Consider the following 15,455-nt stretch of genomic DNA (forward strand, 5'->3'; position numbering starts at 1 on the left):
ACGTTGGCCGGACAAATCGGACACCATCTTTGTGCACGCGTTCACAAAGACATAGCCTGCTGTCGACGGGGCGGTCCGGGGACGTATGACCGCCCGCAGCCCCGCTCTACCCGCAGGAGCACTGTGGCAACTGGCCGAACTCACCGACCGGCGACCCGTAGCCGAGGGATTCCCGAGGCCACCGTCGCCAGGCTTCCGCTGTATCTCCGCGCCCTGACGGCGCTGTCCGAGCGTTCGGTACCCACGGTCTCCTCCGAGGAACTGGCCGCCGCCGCGGGGGTCAACTCCGCGAAGCTGCGCAAGGACTTCTCCTACCTCGGCTCCTACGGGACCCGGGGCGTGGGCTACGACGTCGAGTATCTCGTCTACCAGATCTCCCGCGAACTCGGTCTGACCCAGGACTGGCCGGTTGTGATCGTCGGTATCGGAAATCTGGGCGCGGCGCTGGCCAATTACGGCGGGTTCGCCTCGCGTGGCTTCCGGGTCGCCGCGCTCATCGACGCCGACCCGGCGATGGCGGGCAAGCCGGTCGCGGGCATCCCCGTCCAGCACACCGACGACCTCGAGCAGATCATCGAGGACAACGGCGTGTCGATCGGCGTGATCGCCACCCCCGCGGGCGCCGCCCAGCAGGTCTGCGACCGCCTGGTCGCCGCCGGCGTCACCTCCATCCTGAACTTCGCGCCGACCGTGCTGTCCGTCCCGGACGGCGTCGACGTGCGCAAGGTCGACCTCTCCATCGAGCTGCAGATCCTCGCCTTCCACGAGCAGCGCAAGGCCGGCGAGGAGGCCACTCCCGACGGCGCCGGGCCGGCCGCCGTCACCCGCAGGGAGTCCACCGACCAGGGGCCCGACGGGGACGTACCCGCCGTGATGCCGGCATGAGTCTCCTCGTCGTCGGACTGAGCCACCGCAGCTCCCCGGTCAGTGTCCTGGAACGGGCCGCGCTCAGCGCGGACGCCCAGGTCAAGCTGTTGCAGGACACGGTCGCCGCCGAACCGGCCGCCGAGGCGGCGGTGCTCGCCACCTGCAACCGCATCGAGCTGTACGCGGACGTGGACAAGTTCCACGCGGGCGTCGCCGAGCTGTCCACGCTGCTCGCCCAGCACAGCGGGGTGGGCCTGGACGAGCTGACCCCCCACCTCTACGTGCATTACGAGGACCGGGCCGTGCACCACCTCTTCGCGGTGGCCTGCGGACTGGACTCGATGGTCGTCGGCGAGGGCCAGATCCTCGGCCAGATCAAGGACTCCCTGGCCAGGGCGCAGGAGCTGCACACCGCAGGCCGTCTGCTGAACGACCTGTTCCAGCAGGCTCTCAGGGTCGGCAAGCGCGCCCACTCCGAGACCGGTATCGACCGCGCGGGGCAGTCCCTGGTCAGCTTCGGCCTGGAGCAGCTGGCCGCGGGCGAGGCCGTGCAGTCCTGGGCGCGCGGCAAGAAGGCGCTGGTCATCGGCGCCGGCTCGATGTCCTCGCTGGCCGCGGCCACGCTCGCGCGCGCCGGTGTCGCCGAGGTCGTCGTCGCCAACCGGACCGTCGAGCGCGCCGAGCGCCTCGCGCAGATCCTCGCCGCGGCCGGCAACACGGGTGTCGTGGCCCGCGCGGTGGCGATGGACGCGGTGCCGGCCGAGCTGACACGTGCCGACGTCGCCGTCTCCTGCACCGGCGCGACCGGACTCGTCCTGACGGCGGAGACGATCGCCGCGGGCGTCGAGGGCCGCACGGGCAGGCCTGCCGTCGGCACCGACGGCCGCACGGGCGCCCCGGCCGCCGAAGCCGTCCGGACCACTCCGGCCGGGCCGCACCACGGCGCCCGGGACCGTGCCCCCGCCCCGCGCGACGCGGCGGGGTACGCCGGACCGGCCGGCGACGAGCGCGAGGAGAACTGCCCGCTCGACCTCTCCGTCGTGCCGGGCGCCACCGCCTTCTCCGTGCTGGGCGAGGCGGCCGTGGCCGGCATGGCCGCCGCCGAGCTGGAGCAGCACGCGGTCTGGGCCGACAAGGGCGACGTCGCCGTGCGCGCCCAGCCCGGGCCGGGCACCGGGACCGACCCGGCCGGCGACGCCGACGCCATCGCCGCGCTGGCCGCCACCGTCGCGGTGGCCGGTCGCGTCCCCGAGCGCCGCAGGCCCGAACCGGTCGCCGAGGCCCCGCGCCCGGCGCCCGCCCTCTTCCTCCTCGACCTCGCCATGCCCCGCGACATCGACGCGGCCGTGCACCGGCTGGCCGGGGTGCGGCTGGTGGACATCGAGTCGCTGGCCGAGGCGTCCGCGGACGCCCCGATGGCGGCCGACGTCGACCAGGTCAGGCGTATCGTTTCCGACGAGGTCGCCGCCTTCGGGGCGGCGCAGCGGGCGGCGCACATCACGCCCACCGTGGTCGCCCTGCGCACCATGGCCGCAGACGTCGTCGCGGGTGAGATCGCCCGGCTCGACGGACGGCTGCCCGGCCTGGACGAGCGCCAGCGCGGCGAGATCAGGCAGGCCGTGCACCGTGTGGTCGACAAGCTGCTGCACGCGCCGACCGTGCGGGTCAAGCAGCTCGCGGCCGAGCCCGGCGGCACCGGGTACGCGGACGCGCTGCGGACCCTGTTCGACCTCGACCCCGAGACGGTGGCCTCCGTCTCCCGGGCCGAGGACAGCACAGACGAGAAGGACCGAGGGCCAGCATGAGCAAGAGAACGGCGCTGCGGCTCGGGACCAGGCGGAGCAGACTCGCCATGGCCCAGTCCGGGCTGGTGGCGGACGCCGTGAGCCGGGTGACCGGACGGCCCGTGGAACTGGTCGAGATCACCACGTACGGCGACACCTCCCGCGAGCATCTCGCGCAGATCGGCGGCACCGGCGTGTTCGTGGCCGCACTGCGCGAGGCGCTGCACCAGGGCGAGGTGGACCTCGCCGTGCACTCGCTCAAGGACTTGCCGACGACGCAGCCCGACGAGCTGGTGCTGGCCGCCGTGCCCGAGCGCGAGGATCCGCGTGACGTGCTCGTCGCCCGGGACGCGCTGAAGTTCACCGACCTGCCCCGCGGGGCGCGCATCGGCACCGGTTCGCCGCGCCGCATGGCCCAGCTGAACGCGTATGCGCGCGGCCATGGGCTGGACATAGCGACGGTCGCGATACGCGGCAACGTCGACACCCGCATCGGGTACGTCCGCGACGGCGAACTGGACGCGGTGGTGCTGGCCGCCGCCGGCCTGAGCCGCCTCGGCCGCCTCGACGAGGTGACCGACTTCCTGTCGGTCGACACGGTTTTGCCCGCCCCCGGCCAGGGGGCCCTGGCGATCGAGTGTGCCGCGGACAACGCGGATCTGATCGCCGTGCTCGGCGAGCTCGACGACCCGTTCACGCGGGCCGCCGTCACCGCCGAGCGCTCACTGCTCGCGGCCCTGGAGGCCGGCTGCAGCGCCCCTGTGGGCGCACTGGCCGACCTTTCCCCACGCTCGGCTCCGCTCGAGCGGGGGGACCCCCATGCCGACGGGCAGATTGTCAAGGAAATGCGCCTGCGGGCCGTCGTCGGCACGACCGACGGCACCCGTACGGTGCAGATGTCCACCACCGGTCCCGTGCCCGACACGGACGACCAGGCAAAGACGCTCGGCCGCGAACTCGCCGCCGAGATGCTTGCCCAGGGCGCGGCCGGTCTGATGGGGGAGCGAGCACATTGAGCCCCACCACCCTTCCCGCCGGCCTTGAACACGGTCACGTCACCTTCCTGGGTGCCGGACCCGGTGATCCGGGACTGCTGACTCTGCGCGCCGTGGAGGCGCTGGCGAACGCGGACGTCCTCGTCGTCGAGCACGATGTGCTGGACGTGGTCCGCGGTCATGCCAGACAGGGCGTCTCCGTTCTGCGCGTCGAAGTGGATTCCTCCACTGATACGCAGCCGGCCCCGGGCACGTCTCAACGAGCGGTTATTGACGGTGTGTCAACAACCGCCGGCATCCCGCCGACGAGGGATGCCGCTCATCTTGTCATGGAGGCCGCACGGGGCGGCAGGCGGGTCGTCCGTGCGGTGTCCGGGGATCCCGGGCTCGACACGTACGCCGCCGAGGAGATGCTGGCGTGCGCCGCCGCCGGGGTGCCCTTCGAGGTGGTACCCGGCGTCGCGACCGCGGTCGGCGTGCCCGCGTACGCGGGGGTTCCGCTGCGGGACGCGCAGGGCGCCGACGTCCGGTTCGTGGACGCCCGCACCGCCTCGGACCGGTGCTGGACCGAGGTGGGCGCGTCGGACGGCACGGCTGTCGTGTCGACCACGCTGGACTCGGTCGCCGCTGCGGCCGGTGAGCTGGTCGCCGCGGGCCGCAAGCCGGACACCCCGATGACGGTGACCGTCGCCGGTACGACGACCCGGCAGCGCACCTGGACCGCCACCCTCGGGACCATCGCGCAGACCCTGAAGCAGGCGAAGGTGCTGCCGTCCCCGGAGGGCGGGCGCCCGGTGATAGCCGTGGTCGGTGAGCGTTCCGCCGCCGCCCAGCGCGACCAGTTGTCGTGGTTCGAGTCCAAGCCGCTGTTCGGCTGGCGGGTCCTCGTGCCGCGTACGAAGGAGCAGGCGGCGTCGCTCTCCGACCAACTGCGGTCCTACGGGGCCGTGCCGCACGAGGTGCCGACGATCGCCGTCGAGCCGCCGCGGACGCCCCAGCAGATGGAGCGGGCCGTGAAGGGCCTGGTGACCGGGCGGTACGAGTGGATCGCCTTCACCTCCGTCAACGCCGTGAAGGCGGTGCGGGAGAAGTTCGAGGAGTACGGGCTCGACGCGCGGGCCTTCGCGGGGATCAAGGTCGCCGCGGTGGGGGAGCAGACCGCGAACGCGCTGATCGCCTTCGGCGTGAAGCCGGACCTGGTGCCGAGCGGGGAGCAGTCGGCCGCGGGTCTCCTGGAGGACTGGCCGCCGTACGACCCGGTGTTCGACCCGATCGACCGCGTCTTCCTGCCGCGGGCCGACATCGCGACCGAGACGCTGGTCGCCGGGCTGATCGAGCTGGGCTGGGAGGTCGACGACGTCACGGCCTACCGGACCGTGCGGGCCTCGCCGCCGCCGGCGGAGACCCGGGAGGCGATCAAGGGCGGTGGCTTCGACGCCGTGCTCTTCACGTCGTCCTCGACCGTGCGGAACCTGGTGGGCATCGCCGGCAAGCCGCACAACGTGACCGTGATCGCGTGTATCGGCCCCGCCACGGCGAAGACCGCGGAGGAGCACGGGCTGCGGGTGGACGTGATGGCTCCGGAGCCGTCCGTGCACCGGCTGGCGGAGGCGCTGGCCGACTTCGGCACGAAGCGGCGGACCGCGGCACTGGAGGCGGGGGATCCGGTGACGCGGCCCAGCGAGCGGCGGCCCGGGGCACGCAGGCGGCGCAACTCCGGCTGACGGCCCGACCCTGACACGGTTCGCCGTACGGCATCGGACTGGCTCCGATCCGGTACGGCGAACCGTTTCTGCGGAACGGCACGATCTCCGCGGTGCGGGGGAGAGCAGCGGCCGGGGTCCCCGGGGCGGGAAGGCGCCGCCCCTTGCACCGAGATGACCTGTTCCTCGCCGTATCGACCGGCTGGCCAGGTGCCGTTCAGGTCGGCGTGGGCGGGATTGGACTTCGAGCCTCGGGGAGCGAGCCGTGGCTCTGCCGGCCGGCTCATCCGCTCTTGTGGGGTCGAGTACCGGCTTGCGCCCGTCGGGCCGCCGTCGTCCACCGGGCCGGGGGCCTTTGCGGTGGGCGTCCGGAGTGGGCCGTGGCTCTGCCGGCGGTCTTCGTTGCGTCGGTGACCGGCCAACCCACTCCTGCGGGGACGTGCACTGGCTTGCGTTCGTCGTCTTCGCCGGGCCGGGGGCCGACTGGGCGTCGGCAAGAGGGGGGTCGGGGCGGGCGTAGCGTTGACGGCATGACGAAGTACGGTTCCTTTCCCGGTACGCGTCCCCGTCGGCTGCGCACCACCCCCGCCATGCGCCGCATGGTCGCCGAGACCCGGCTGCACCCTGCGGACTTCATCCTGCCCGCGTTCGTGCGGGAGGGCGTGCGCGAGCCCGTGCCGATCACCGCCATGCCGGGTGTCGTGCAGCACACCCGTGACAGCCTGAAGAAGGCCGCCGCGGAGGCGGTCGAGGCGGGGATCTCCGGGATCATGCTGTTCGGGGTGCCCGAGGAGGCCAAGAAGGACGCCGTCGGTACTCCGGGGACCGACCCGGACGGGATCCTCCAGGTCGCGATCCGCGACGTGCGGGCCGAGGTCGGTGACGAGCTGCTCGTCATGTCCGACCTGTGCCTGGACGAGACCACCGATCACGGGCACTGCGGTGTGCTCGACGAGCAGGGGCGCGTCGACAACGACGCCACCCTGGAGCGGTACGCCGAGATGGCCCAGGTGCAGGCCGACGCCGGTGCCCATGTGGTCGGGCCCAGCGGGATGATGGACGGGCAGATCGGCGTCGTCCGGGACGCGCTGGACGAGATCGGGCGGCAGGACGTGGCGATCCTCGCCTACACCGCCAAGTACTCGTCCGCCTTCTACGGGCCGTTCCGGGAGGCCGTAGCCTCCTCGCTCAAGGGCGACCGCAAGACGTACCAGCAGGACCCCGCCAACTGGCGCGAGTCGCTCAGGGAGTTGGCGCTCGACCTGGAGGAGGGCGCCGACATGGTGATGGTGAAGCCGGCCGGGCCCTACCTCGACATCCTGGCCCGCGTCGCCGACGCGGTGGACGTGCCCGTCGCCGCCTACCAGATCTCCGGCGAGTACTCGATGGTCGAGGCCGCCGCGGAGAAGGGCTGGGTCGACCGGGACCGGGCGATCATCGAGACGCTGACCGGCATCAAGCGGGCCGGGGCACGCAACATCCTCACCTACTGGGCCACCGAAGTGGCCCGGCGACTGCGCTGACGACCTCGCCCTCCGGGGTCGGCCGGACACGGTTCGAAGTCGTTCCGGTACCGAACGGGCGGCGGAGCGGTATCGGTGTGCCTGCGGTTCGGCCACGAAACGAACTCGGTGACCGAAACGTCCGGGGGCCGGCGGGGGAATCCGTGGTGATCAACGGTGAGTCTGTCCTGAAATCGACGTAGATCCACGGGAGATCGTCGTCCGCGGGTGAGGAATCCCAGGTCGGCAACCAGGGCGACAGGTTCCGGCCAAGGTCCATATCCTCTGCGCCTGGCCTGATCCATTCCGGTGGGCCCCGGATGTCGATCCCTGGGGGGACGTAATGAACTGGTACATCGAGGTGCTCAAGAAGTACGCGGTCTTCGAGGGGCGGGCGCGCCGCAAGGAGTACTGGATGTTCGCGCTCGTCAATGTGGTCATCGCCATCGTGCTCGCCATCGTGGACGCCGTCCTGGGCACTCAGATCCCGTCCGTCGTCTACGCCCTGGCGGTCCTGCTGCCCGGCCTCGGTGTCTCGGTCCGTCGGCTGCACGACACGGGCCGCACCGGCTGGTGGCTGCTCATCGGGATCATCCCGCTGGTGGGCGCCATCGTGCTGCTGATCTTCACGGTCAGCGAGGGCACGAAGGGGCAGAACGAGTACGGCGCGGACCCGAAGGAAGGCGAGTACTCCCCGGCGCACAGCTGACGCCGAGGGCCGGTACGCGCCCGATCCTTCCGAAGCCCGCCCGGTCCGCTCTCCGGGCGGGCTTCCGGCTGTCCGCGTCCGCGAGGCGAGCGGCCGTCGGCGCCTGCCGTGCGATGGCGGGGGTGCGGTCCGACGGTCCCTCGTCGCGGAGGCCCAGTCCGTCGTGGCATCCGCTCAGGGCGACGAGGGCGGCCAGGGCGACGAGCGCCGCGCGGGCACTGCGTGCGGGCATGGGTCCTCCCGGCGGTGGGGGCGAAGGGCGCGGGCCCAGCGTGCGGCGGGCGGCGCCTGCCGCGCCAGGACCGGGGGCGAGATCGGGACGCCCTGGACCGTCCCGACGCCGTGACCGGCCCGGACCGTCCGTCCCGGACCGCGGGACGGGACGCGGGGAGACAGGACGCGGACCTTCGCGCGTGCGGGTCAGGGGATCAGGGGGTCAGTCCCACCAGAAGACCCAGGCCCGTTCGCCGATCAGCGTCGCGGCGTAGTCGCGCAGGTCGCCCGGTCCGTTCTGGGTGAGGTTGTCCGGGCAGAACGCGAAGTGCTCGGCCGCCAGGGCCTCCGCCTCGGCCCGGGTGGCGGGCGGCGCGGCCACGGAGACGACCAGCGTGTCGAAGCCGAGGGCGATCACGCGTATGCCGAAGCGGTCCTCCCACGAGCGCAGCACCGCACAGAGCCGGGCCACGTCGTTCTCGTGGTTGAGCGGCCCGGACCAGCCGATCGCGGCGGGGATGTCGGCGGAGCGGCGGGCGGGGACCAGCGCCAGATGCGGATCCTTGAACCCGGCGTGCGGGCGGCCGTCCCCGTCGGCGCCGCTCAGCTGGTCGGCGATCCGGGCGGCGCAGACGCCGGGCTCGACGGTGAGCGATCCGGCGGGGGCCGGCCCGGGCCAGTCCGCCCCGAACGGCGCCAGGAACCGGGCCAGTTCGGGATCAAAGCCCTCCTCGCCGTCGTCGCCCGCGCCTTCCCAGCACTCCAGGAGAACGTCCTCGGCGTCGTGGTCCCCCGGGTACGAGGTGTCCGCCGGGGACAACTCCCATTGCTCCGGGCCGCCTTGGGGGCCGCCCAGATCGAGGAGCACGGGCAGCAGGCCCGCCCGGCCGGCCGGTGCGCCCAGCGCCGCCCAGCTGCCGGGGCCGGCCGACTTCTCGGCATGCCACAGCAGGGGCTCCGGCCAGGGCCCGTCGTCCGTCGCGTCGATCAGTCTTCCGGGCGGGAGCCGGAGCCCCAGGGAACGCCCGCTCGGGTCGGCCGCCAGCTTGGGCAGCGGGTTGGGAAGAGTCGCCATGCGGCGACTGTAAGGGGAGCCACTGACAACGCGAACGGCCCCCGTCGGAACTCTTGAGTTCTAGTGATCGTCGCAACACCCCAGCTCGGGGAGTGCGATGGACTTCGAGGGCCGGGACCACGCGGAACGAATGCGGGTCCTGCGGCATGGGGAGCCGGTCACTTCGCCGCGACCGGATGTGTGCCGTGCCATAAGGTGCGGGCCGGGCCGTCAGGCGACTGCCGTCAGCTGCGCGATCCGGGCGAACTCCTCCTCCAGGCGGTCGCGTCCGAGGGCCGCGAACTCGCGGTCCAGGTCTGCCGGTGTCACTCCGCGGAGTTCCACCATCGTGCGGGCGGCCCGGACCCACGGCGCCCACTCCGAGCCGTACTTCACCTGCTCCATGGCACACCCCGGGATGGGCTGGAGCGTCCGCGGATGATGGAGGGGGCCGACGACTCCCCACGCGGGTACGCGCCTCGCCCACGCCGCCACGAATCGCCCACCGTGCAGGGCACGGCAGAGCTGGATGGAGATCGCGGCGCACGGTACGCACACCGGCGGGCTCGTCGTGAGCTCCCCCTCCCGGATCGGGCCGCCGGAGTCCTTCAGGAGAAAGAGGTGCGGGCCGTGTGGGTCGGGCGGCATGCGAGCGCAGACCTGACACATCATGTTGAGCATGGCCCGGCGCTGCCGGTACGGGTGAACGTTCCGGAACACTGGGCTGCCCCGGCGCCGCTTCGGCCGGAGGACGTACCGGACCCAGAGCACACCGAAGCTGTCCCGGTCGTACGGCGTCTCATCCGCGTACGCGATCCCCGGGAAGCCGCGGCGGCGGGTGATCGGACACGACAGGAGTCTTTCCTCGCTCCATCCGGCGATGTACGGGACGAGGCCTGGCGGGGCCGGAGGCAACACGATCGAGAACCTTCCATTGTCGAAACGAGGGTGACGGCCCGGCACACCGAGGGGCATCACGGGGTCGGGTGTGCCGGGCCGGGCCCGCCGGCCCCCGCGGGGAGAGTCGGGAGCGGGAAACCGGCGGGCGCCTGGGGCTCCGGTCGCCCCCTGGGGCGCGAGCGACCGGAGCCGGTCATGGGGTCAGCGGCCGAATCCGGCCACGAGGGCGCCCATGAGGACGGCCAGGACCAGCGCGTAGAGGAACTGGCCCTTCGGACTGTCTGGCCTCATGCGCATCGCTGCCGCTCCTCCCGATGGGGGCGTCGAGTTGAAAGCGGGCCATCTGTGAGGCAGACGGGTGTTGGGCTGTTCCACGGAGATCATCGCTCTGCCTTCGGGGCGCAGTCCGTGTGCCAGTACGCCACCAGCGGAGGAGCGTCACGGCGGGCCAGCATCCCCCGGCGGCACGCCTCAAGGCTCTTGATCGGGTTACCGCATGACGGGCACGTTTCACCGGGCGGGGCGTACGTCGTGTATTCCATCTGCCGCGCGTCGCTGCCTACTTCGGCGCGCTGGAGACTTCGCGCGAGTCCGGTTGTAGCTTTGGGCACTGTCGTCAACCCCTTGATGGTTGGTGGCCAAGCCCCCGGACGTTCGCCGCGTCGCGGGGGTCCTTGCTGTTCGGCACACAGGTTGTGCCGTCTGAAGAGCTTCAGCCGGGCAGAGTGCCTCGGGGAACCGCGAACGGGGAACCCCGCAAGGCATTTGGGGAACCCTGTTGGGGCTCACGGGGCTACCCTGACGGGGAGATCACTTCCGTCTCTCCAGGGACGCTCATGGATGACCGCACAAGTCGACGCAGCCGGTATGCGCTGACGATCCCTGACACGCTGCTTCACAGTGACGGCATGCGCCGAGCCTGCGCCGCCCGCGACTTCCAAGAGATCTTCCGTCTCGTTAACAGGCGTACAGGGTCTAGTTATGCGGTGATCGCCTCAGCAGTCGGCAAGATGACCAGTGGCCGCGTGAGTGACATTATCCGTGGCGTCCGCAGCATTCGCGGACAAGAAGTGATCGAACGGGTATGTGATGGATTTGGCATCCCCGGTGAAATGCTGAGCGTTCCTGAACGGCCGTGGGAGCAATCCCTTCCGGTCGCTGACCTTATGCCAAACAGAAACGCAGAGCCGCATTACTCAGTCGAGGCTGTCGAAAACCCTGATCTAGTAACTGTTGCGGACCTGCGGCAACGGGTTCAGACTTTGGATTCACGGTATGCGACTGAGCCGTCTACTGTGCTGGTTGCCGAAACCGGAAGGCTCCTGGGAAAGCTCACTCAGTGGCTGGGTCGCAGTGCTCCGTACCCTGTAAGCCGAGATGTGCAGGCTGCTGTGGCCGAAACCTCCACGTTTATGGGGCAATTAGTTTGGGACGCTTCGGGGAGAAATGACCACGTCACGGCTCGTGCTTACTTTGGCCAGGCGGTCAACGCAGCACGAGAATTGGGAGATCCCGTATCGGAAGGGCTGGCGCTGCTTCGTACGTCGTTCGTAGCCCTCTACGGAGAGAAGAATCCTTCCGCAGGACTTAAGCTGACCCTGGAAACGGCGGAGAAGGTGCAAAAATCCAGCAACATTCTGAGCGGACTTGCGTTCCTGCATTCCGCAGAAGCGCACGCCATGCTGCGGCGGCGAATTGAGTGCGAGAAATCACTGCGTGCGGCAGAAAGGTTCCTCGGGCGGGCCGAGCCGAATGATGCGGGATTTTCCATGGTGTCCCCGGGGCAATTCGGCCGCCTTGCCGGTTCGTGTTTTTTGTTCCTCGGTGATGCCCCCAGGGCCGAGGCTCTACTACAAGAAAGCGTCACGGAGGTTCGGGAAAAGTCAAAGTCTCAAGCGATCGTCCTTGGGAATCTGGCGCTGGCGCGTATCCAGCAGAAGAAGGTTGACGAGGCTGTTGGAACCCTCCACAGGGCGATTGAAGTCGTGGAAGGAAACCGCGGTGGTGGTGGACTGAACCTGATCTTCAAGGCAGGTAAGGAACTGCAATCCTGGAACGACCTTTCAGGTGTGCGGGACCTTAATAGTCGACTTTTTGGATTGATCGCAGCTTAAGGGAGGGGATGGCGAGTGAATGCCGATGAAATCCGGAAGGAAAAGCAGAAGATTCGGGAAGGGGTGTGGTCGCTGCTTGACAGTAAGAAAGCAGTATTGACCGAAGCGGCCGGCCGCATCCCGTTTTTCTTTGGCGCAGATTCCGCCGCTCTCCGTCTCGCCGCCCATCCTGCCTGGAAGGCGGCTCGTGTCATCAAGGCAGTTCCGGACAAAGCTCAGATGGCAGTGAGAGAGCGGGCTCTCGAAGAAGGAAAGCGGGTTTACATGGCTGCACCAAAACTTGCCGCCGCCAAGCCCTTCTATTTTCTGGATCCCGAAACTCTAGCCATTTCTGCCAGGGAAGCCGCCGACAGGCGAACAGCGGCTCAATATGCAATCCCTGTAGACCTTGATGAAATGCCGCCCGTTGATCTGGTGGTATGCGGCAGTGTGGCCGTCAACTCGCGCGGTGCTCGACTCGGCAAAGGTGCTGGCTACGCGGATATTGAAGTGGCCCTTCTGCAAGAAGCTGGACTGATAGGGCCTGACGTGCTCATCGCGACTACGGTGCATGAGTTGCAAGTGATCGATAGAGGGCTTCCGGAATCTACCCATGACTTCCGGGTCGACCTAATTATCACGCCGGAGAGAATCATTGAATGCCCGCCCCATGAGCGGCCTCGGGGGATTATCTGGGACTCTCTGAACCCGGAGATGATCGCGGAGATTCCAGCTCTGGCAAACCGCAGGTCTTGAATGGTCAGCGCTGATTGTCTCCAACAGATCGCCATCGTCGGCAGTAGAGCGCCCCGGTCGCGCCATGCCCACCCCTTCCCCGCGTTGCGGGCGCGCCTGCATCTCATGTCCCGGCCCACCGCGGCCTCCGCCGTATCCACCGCGGTCTCCTCCGAGGGGGCCTGCCCGGAGAGGAGGGCGGCGGGCACGCCCAGTTCCTGGGCGAGCGCGTACAGGATCGGCAGTGACGGAACCTTGAGGCCCCGTTCGATCTGCGACAGGTAGTCGGGCGAGATGCCGACCAGTCCGGCGACCGCGTCCTGTCGGCGTCTGCCGCGGTAGTGCCTGATCCGGTCCCCGATGGGCTGGTTCTGTGGGACATCGACCACACGCTGATGGCGACGCGGGGCCTCGGGCATGAGCTGTAGGCCGAGGCGTTTCACCAGGTGACCGGCGTGAGGATGCGTGAGCAGGCGGACGTCACCGGGTCCACGGAACGCGAGACGGCGCGGCTGCACGATGTGCCCTACACCGACGACCTGTTCACGGCGTTCGCCGAAGCGCTCGGGGCCGTGCACTTTGTCGTGCCGCCGAGCTGCGCGAGCGCGGCCACGCTCTCCCCGGGGCCGCCGCCGTCCTCTCGGCCGTCGCGGAGCGGGGCGTGCGCCAGCCCGTGGTGACGGGCAACGTGCGTGGGGCCGCAGAGGTGAAGTTGGCGGTGTTCGGTCTCGACAGTTACCTGAGCCTGGACGATGGCGCGTACGGCGAGGACGGTGAAGGACGGCCCGAGCTACTGCGTGCAGCACTGAAGCGCGCGGCCGTCCCTCCGGAAGCCGCAGTGCTGCTGGGAGACACGCGCGCCGACGTAGCGGCCGGACGCGAGGCCGGGGTGCGGGTGCTGGCTGTTGCGACCGGCCGCGCCTCGGCGAGCGACCTGCGCAACGCAGGTGCTGATGTCGTGCTGGGTGACCTGTCGGATGTGCCCCGGGTCGTTGCTGCCATCGGGGCATGACGAAATGGCCCCCACCGCCCGGTGGTTCCCCGGATTCCGGCGGGGGCCGCTCGCGTCTGAGTGGGGTGGCGTGGGTCAGAGCCGCTCGGGGGTGCGGATGCCCAGCAGGCTCATGCCGCGGTGCAGCGTGCGGGCCGTGAGGTCGACGAGGAACAGGCGGTTCGCCCGCTGCTCCGGGGTGTCGGCCTTCAGGACCGGGCACTGGTCGTAGAACGCCGTCAGCAGCGCGGCCAGTTGGTAGAGGTACGCGGCCAGCTTGTGCGGCTCGTACGTCGCGGCCACCTCGCGGATGGTCTCGGCGAACTGGTCCAGATGCAGGCCCAGCGCGCGCTCGGCCGGCGCCAGCGGCAGCTCCGGATGGGCGGCCGGGCGGGCCTCGCCCGCCTTGCGCAGGATCGACTGGATACGGGCGTACGCGTACTGGAGATAGACCGAGGTGTCGCCGTTGAGCGAGACCATCTGGTCGAGGTCGAACTTGTAGTCCCGCACCGCCGACGTCGACAGGTCCGCGTACTTCACCGCGCCGATGCCGACGAACCGGCCGTTCTCGACGATCTCCTCCTCGGTCAGGCCCACCTTCTCGGCCTTCTCGCGGACGACCGACGTGGCCCGGTCGATCGCCTCGTCCAGGAGGTCGACCAGCCGGACCGTCTCGCCCTCACGCGTCTTGAACGGCTTGCCGTCCTTGCCGAGGACCGTGCCGAACGCCAGCTGCTGCGCCTTCACGTCCTCGTTCAGCCAGCCCGCCCGGCGGGCCGTCTCGAAGACCATGCGGAAGTGCAGCGACTGGCGGGCGTCGACCACGTACAGCAGCGTGTCCGCCTTCAGGTTGAAGACGCGGTCCCGGATCGCCGACAGGTCCGTCGCCGCGTAGCCGTAGCCGCCGTCGGACTTCTGCACGATCAGCGGGACCGGCTTGCCGTCCGGGCCCTTGACGTCGTCGAAGAAGACACAGAGCGCGCCTTCGGAGCGGACCGCCACGCCGGACTCCTCCAGGAGGCGGCAGGTCTCGGCCAGCATCTCGTTGTACCCGGACTCGCCGACGATGTCCGGGTCGCGGATCTCCATGTCCAGCTTCTCGAAGACCGAGAAGAAGTAGATCTTCGACTCGTCCACGAACTTCTGCCACATGGCGAGCGTGTGCGGCTCCCCGGCCTGGAGGTCGACCACCCGGCGCCGGGCCCGCGTCTTGAACTCGTCGTCGGAGTCGAAGTGCTTGCGCGCCGCCTTGTAGAGGCGGTCCAGGTTCGACATCGCCTCCTCGCCCGAGACCGCGGCGTCCGCGCCTGCCTTGTGGTCCAGCTCGTGCGGGTGCTCGTCCAGGTACTGGATGAGCATGCCGAACTGGGTGCCCCAGTCGCCGATGTGGTGCCGGCGGACCACGTTCTCGCCGGTGAACTCCAGGATCTGGACCACCGCGTCGCCGATGACGGCCGAGCGCAGATGGCCGACGTGCATCTCCTTCGCCACGTTCGGCTGGGCGTAGTCGATCACCGTCGTGCCGGGGGCGGGGGCGTACGGCACGCCGAGGCGGTCCGTCTCGTCCGCGTACCGCTCCGCGAGGTTCCGGGTGATCGCGCCGTCGCCGACGGCGATGTTCAGGAAGCCGGGCCCGGAGACCTCGATGTCCTCGATCACGTCACCGGTGACGACCTGGGAGACGACCTCCGTCGCCAGCTCCCGCGGGTTCGCCTTGGCCTTCTTGGCGAGCGCCAGGATCCCGTTGGCCTGGAAGTCCGCCCGGTCGCTTCGTCGCAGCAGCGGGTCCGTGGAGTCGGCGTCCGGCAGTGCCGCCGAGAGGGCCGCCGCGAGACGCTGCTGTACGGAGTCGCTGAGGGACGTGACCGAGGCCATAGGAAGGGGTGCCGTTCTCCTCGTGGGGATGGAT

11 protein-coding genes and 2 pseudogenes are annotated in these 15,455 nt (G+C 70.0%); 9 read left to right on the plus strand and 4 right to left on the minus strand.

Annotation, left to right across the window (positions count from 1 at the left end; translation table 11 throughout):
• Window positions 1-123 precede the first annotated feature (123 nt).
• From CTZ28_RS30555 to CTZ28_RS30585, 6 genes are all read left to right on the plus strand, one after another.
• Complete coding sequence (locus CTZ28_RS30555; RefSeq protein WP_121892957.1) at window positions 124-885, plus strand: redox-sensing transcriptional repressor Rex; 762 nt, start codon at window positions 124-126, stop codon at window positions 883-885.
• Entirely contained in the window at window positions 882-2,672 is a 1,791-nt protein-coding gene (locus CTZ28_RS30560; RefSeq protein ID WP_121892958.1) for a glutamyl-tRNA reductase, read from the plus strand. The genes CTZ28_RS30555 and CTZ28_RS30560 overlap by 4 nt, the downstream gene beginning before the upstream one ends.
• On the plus strand, window positions 2,669-3,667 hold the full coding sequence (gene hemC, locus CTZ28_RS30565; protein ID WP_121892959.1) for a hydroxymethylbilane synthase: 999 nt from the start codon (window positions 2,669-2,671) through the stop codon (window positions 3,665-3,667). The genes CTZ28_RS30560 and hemC overlap by 4 nt, the downstream gene beginning before the upstream one ends.
• A complete protein-coding gene (locus CTZ28_RS30570) occupies window positions 3,664-5,370 on the plus strand; it encodes a bifunctional uroporphyrinogen-III C-methyltransferase/uroporphyrinogen-III synthase (protein WP_121892960.1) in 1,707 nt (568 codons plus the stop codon). Before hemC ends, CTZ28_RS30570 begins: the two co-directional genes overlap by 4 nt.
• Window positions 5,371-5,879: 509 nt before the next feature.
• Window positions 5,880-6,872, plus strand: a complete 993-nt coding sequence (hemB, locus tag CTZ28_RS30580) for a porphobilinogen synthase (protein ID WP_121892961.1) — start codon at window positions 5,880-5,882, stop codon at window positions 6,870-6,872.
• Between the two features lie 322 nt (window positions 6,873-7,194).
• On the plus strand, window positions 7,195-7,560 hold the full coding sequence (locus CTZ28_RS30585) for a DUF805 domain-containing protein (RefSeq protein WP_121892962.1): 366 nt from the start codon (window positions 7,195-7,197) through the stop codon (window positions 7,558-7,560).
• Between the two features lie 436 nt (window positions 7,561-7,996).
• Here the strand turns inward: CTZ28_RS30585 and CTZ28_RS30590 are convergent, their stop codons facing one another.
• Together CTZ28_RS30590 and CTZ28_RS48760 are read right to left on the minus strand one after the other, a co-directional pair.
• The gene (locus tag CTZ28_RS30590) at window positions 7,997-8,848 is read right to left on the minus strand and encodes a DUF4253 domain-containing protein (protein WP_121892963.1); all 852 of its coding nucleotides are present in this window, start codon (window positions 8,846-8,848) and stop codon (window positions 7,997-7,999) included.
• A gap of 210 nt (window positions 8,849-9,058) precedes the next feature.
• Window positions 9,059-9,232 (minus strand): hypothetical protein, encoded by a 174-nt coding sequence (locus CTZ28_RS48760; RefSeq protein WP_259471892.1) that lies wholly within the window; start codon window positions 9,230-9,232, stop codon window positions 9,059-9,061.
• Between the two features lie 1,331 nt (window positions 9,233-10,563).
• Between CTZ28_RS48760 and CTZ28_RS30600 the strand changes: the two genes are divergently transcribed.
• Window positions 10,564-11,841, plus strand: coding sequence for an NsdA family TPR-like regulatory protein (locus CTZ28_RS30600; protein WP_259471893.1), 1,278 nt, complete (start codon window positions 10,564-10,566; stop codon window positions 11,839-11,841).
• Window positions 11,842-11,856: 15 nt separating this feature from the next.
• On the plus strand, window positions 11,857-12,576 hold the full coding sequence (locus CTZ28_RS30605) for a 5-formyltetrahydrofolate cyclo-ligase (protein WP_121893068.1): 720 nt from the start codon (window positions 11,857-11,859) through the stop codon (window positions 12,574-12,576).
• Window positions 12,577-12,758: 182 nt separating this feature from the next.
• Here the strand turns inward: CTZ28_RS30605 and CTZ28_RS30610 are convergent.
• Window positions 12,759-12,974, minus strand: a pseudogene (locus tag CTZ28_RS30610) (helix-turn-helix domain-containing protein); the annotation flags it as partial.
• Here CTZ28_RS30610 and CTZ28_RS30615 point away from each other — a divergent pair.
• Window positions 12,951-13,567: pseudogene (locus tag CTZ28_RS30615) on the plus strand (HAD family hydrolase). The pseudogenes CTZ28_RS30610 and CTZ28_RS30615 sit on opposite strands and share 24 nt — an antisense overlap.
• 75 nt (window positions 13,568-13,642) lie before the next feature.
• Here the strand turns inward: CTZ28_RS30615 and argS are convergent.
• Entirely contained in the window at window positions 13,643-15,421 is a 1,779-nt protein-coding gene (gene argS, locus CTZ28_RS30620) for an arginine--tRNA ligase (protein ID WP_121892965.1), read from the minus strand.
• Window positions 15,422-15,455: the final 34 nt, after the last annotated feature.

The organism is Streptomyces shenzhenensis (assembly GCF_003688995.1).
Lineage (GTDB): Bacteria > Actinomycetota > Actinomycetes > Streptomycetales > Streptomycetaceae > Streptomyces > Streptomyces shenzhenensis_A.

Coding starts and splice junctions, on each gene's coding strand:
- argS (WP_121892965.1), bottom strand. CDS start 15,421: ATGGCCTCGGTCACGTCCCTCAGCGACTCCGTACAGCAGCGTCTCGCG.
- CTZ28_RS30585 (WP_121892962.1), top strand. CDS start 7,195: ATGAACTGGTACATCGAGGTGCTCAAGAAGTACGCGGTCTTCGAGGGG.
- hemB (WP_121892961.1), top strand. CDS start 5,880: ATGACGAAGTACGGTTCCTTTCCCGGTACGCGTCCCCGTCGGCTGCGC.
- CTZ28_RS30600 (WP_259471893.1), top strand. CDS start 10,564: ATGGATGACCGCACAAGTCGACGCAGCCGGTATGCGCTGACGATCCCT.
- CTZ28_RS30590 (WP_121892963.1), bottom strand. CDS start 8,848: ATGGCGACTCTTCCCAACCCGCTGCCCAAGCTGGCGGCCGACCCGAGC.
- CTZ28_RS48760 (WP_259471892.1), bottom strand. CDS start 9,232: ATGGAGCAGGTGAAGTACGGCTCGGAGTGGGCGCCGTGGGTCCGGGCC.
- hemC (WP_121892959.1), top strand. CDS start 2,669: ATGAGCAAGAGAACGGCGCTGCGGCTCGGGACCAGGCGGAGCAGACTC.
- CTZ28_RS30560 (WP_121892958.1), top strand. CDS start 882: ATGAGTCTCCTCGTCGTCGGACTGAGCCACCGCAGCTCCCCGGTCAGT.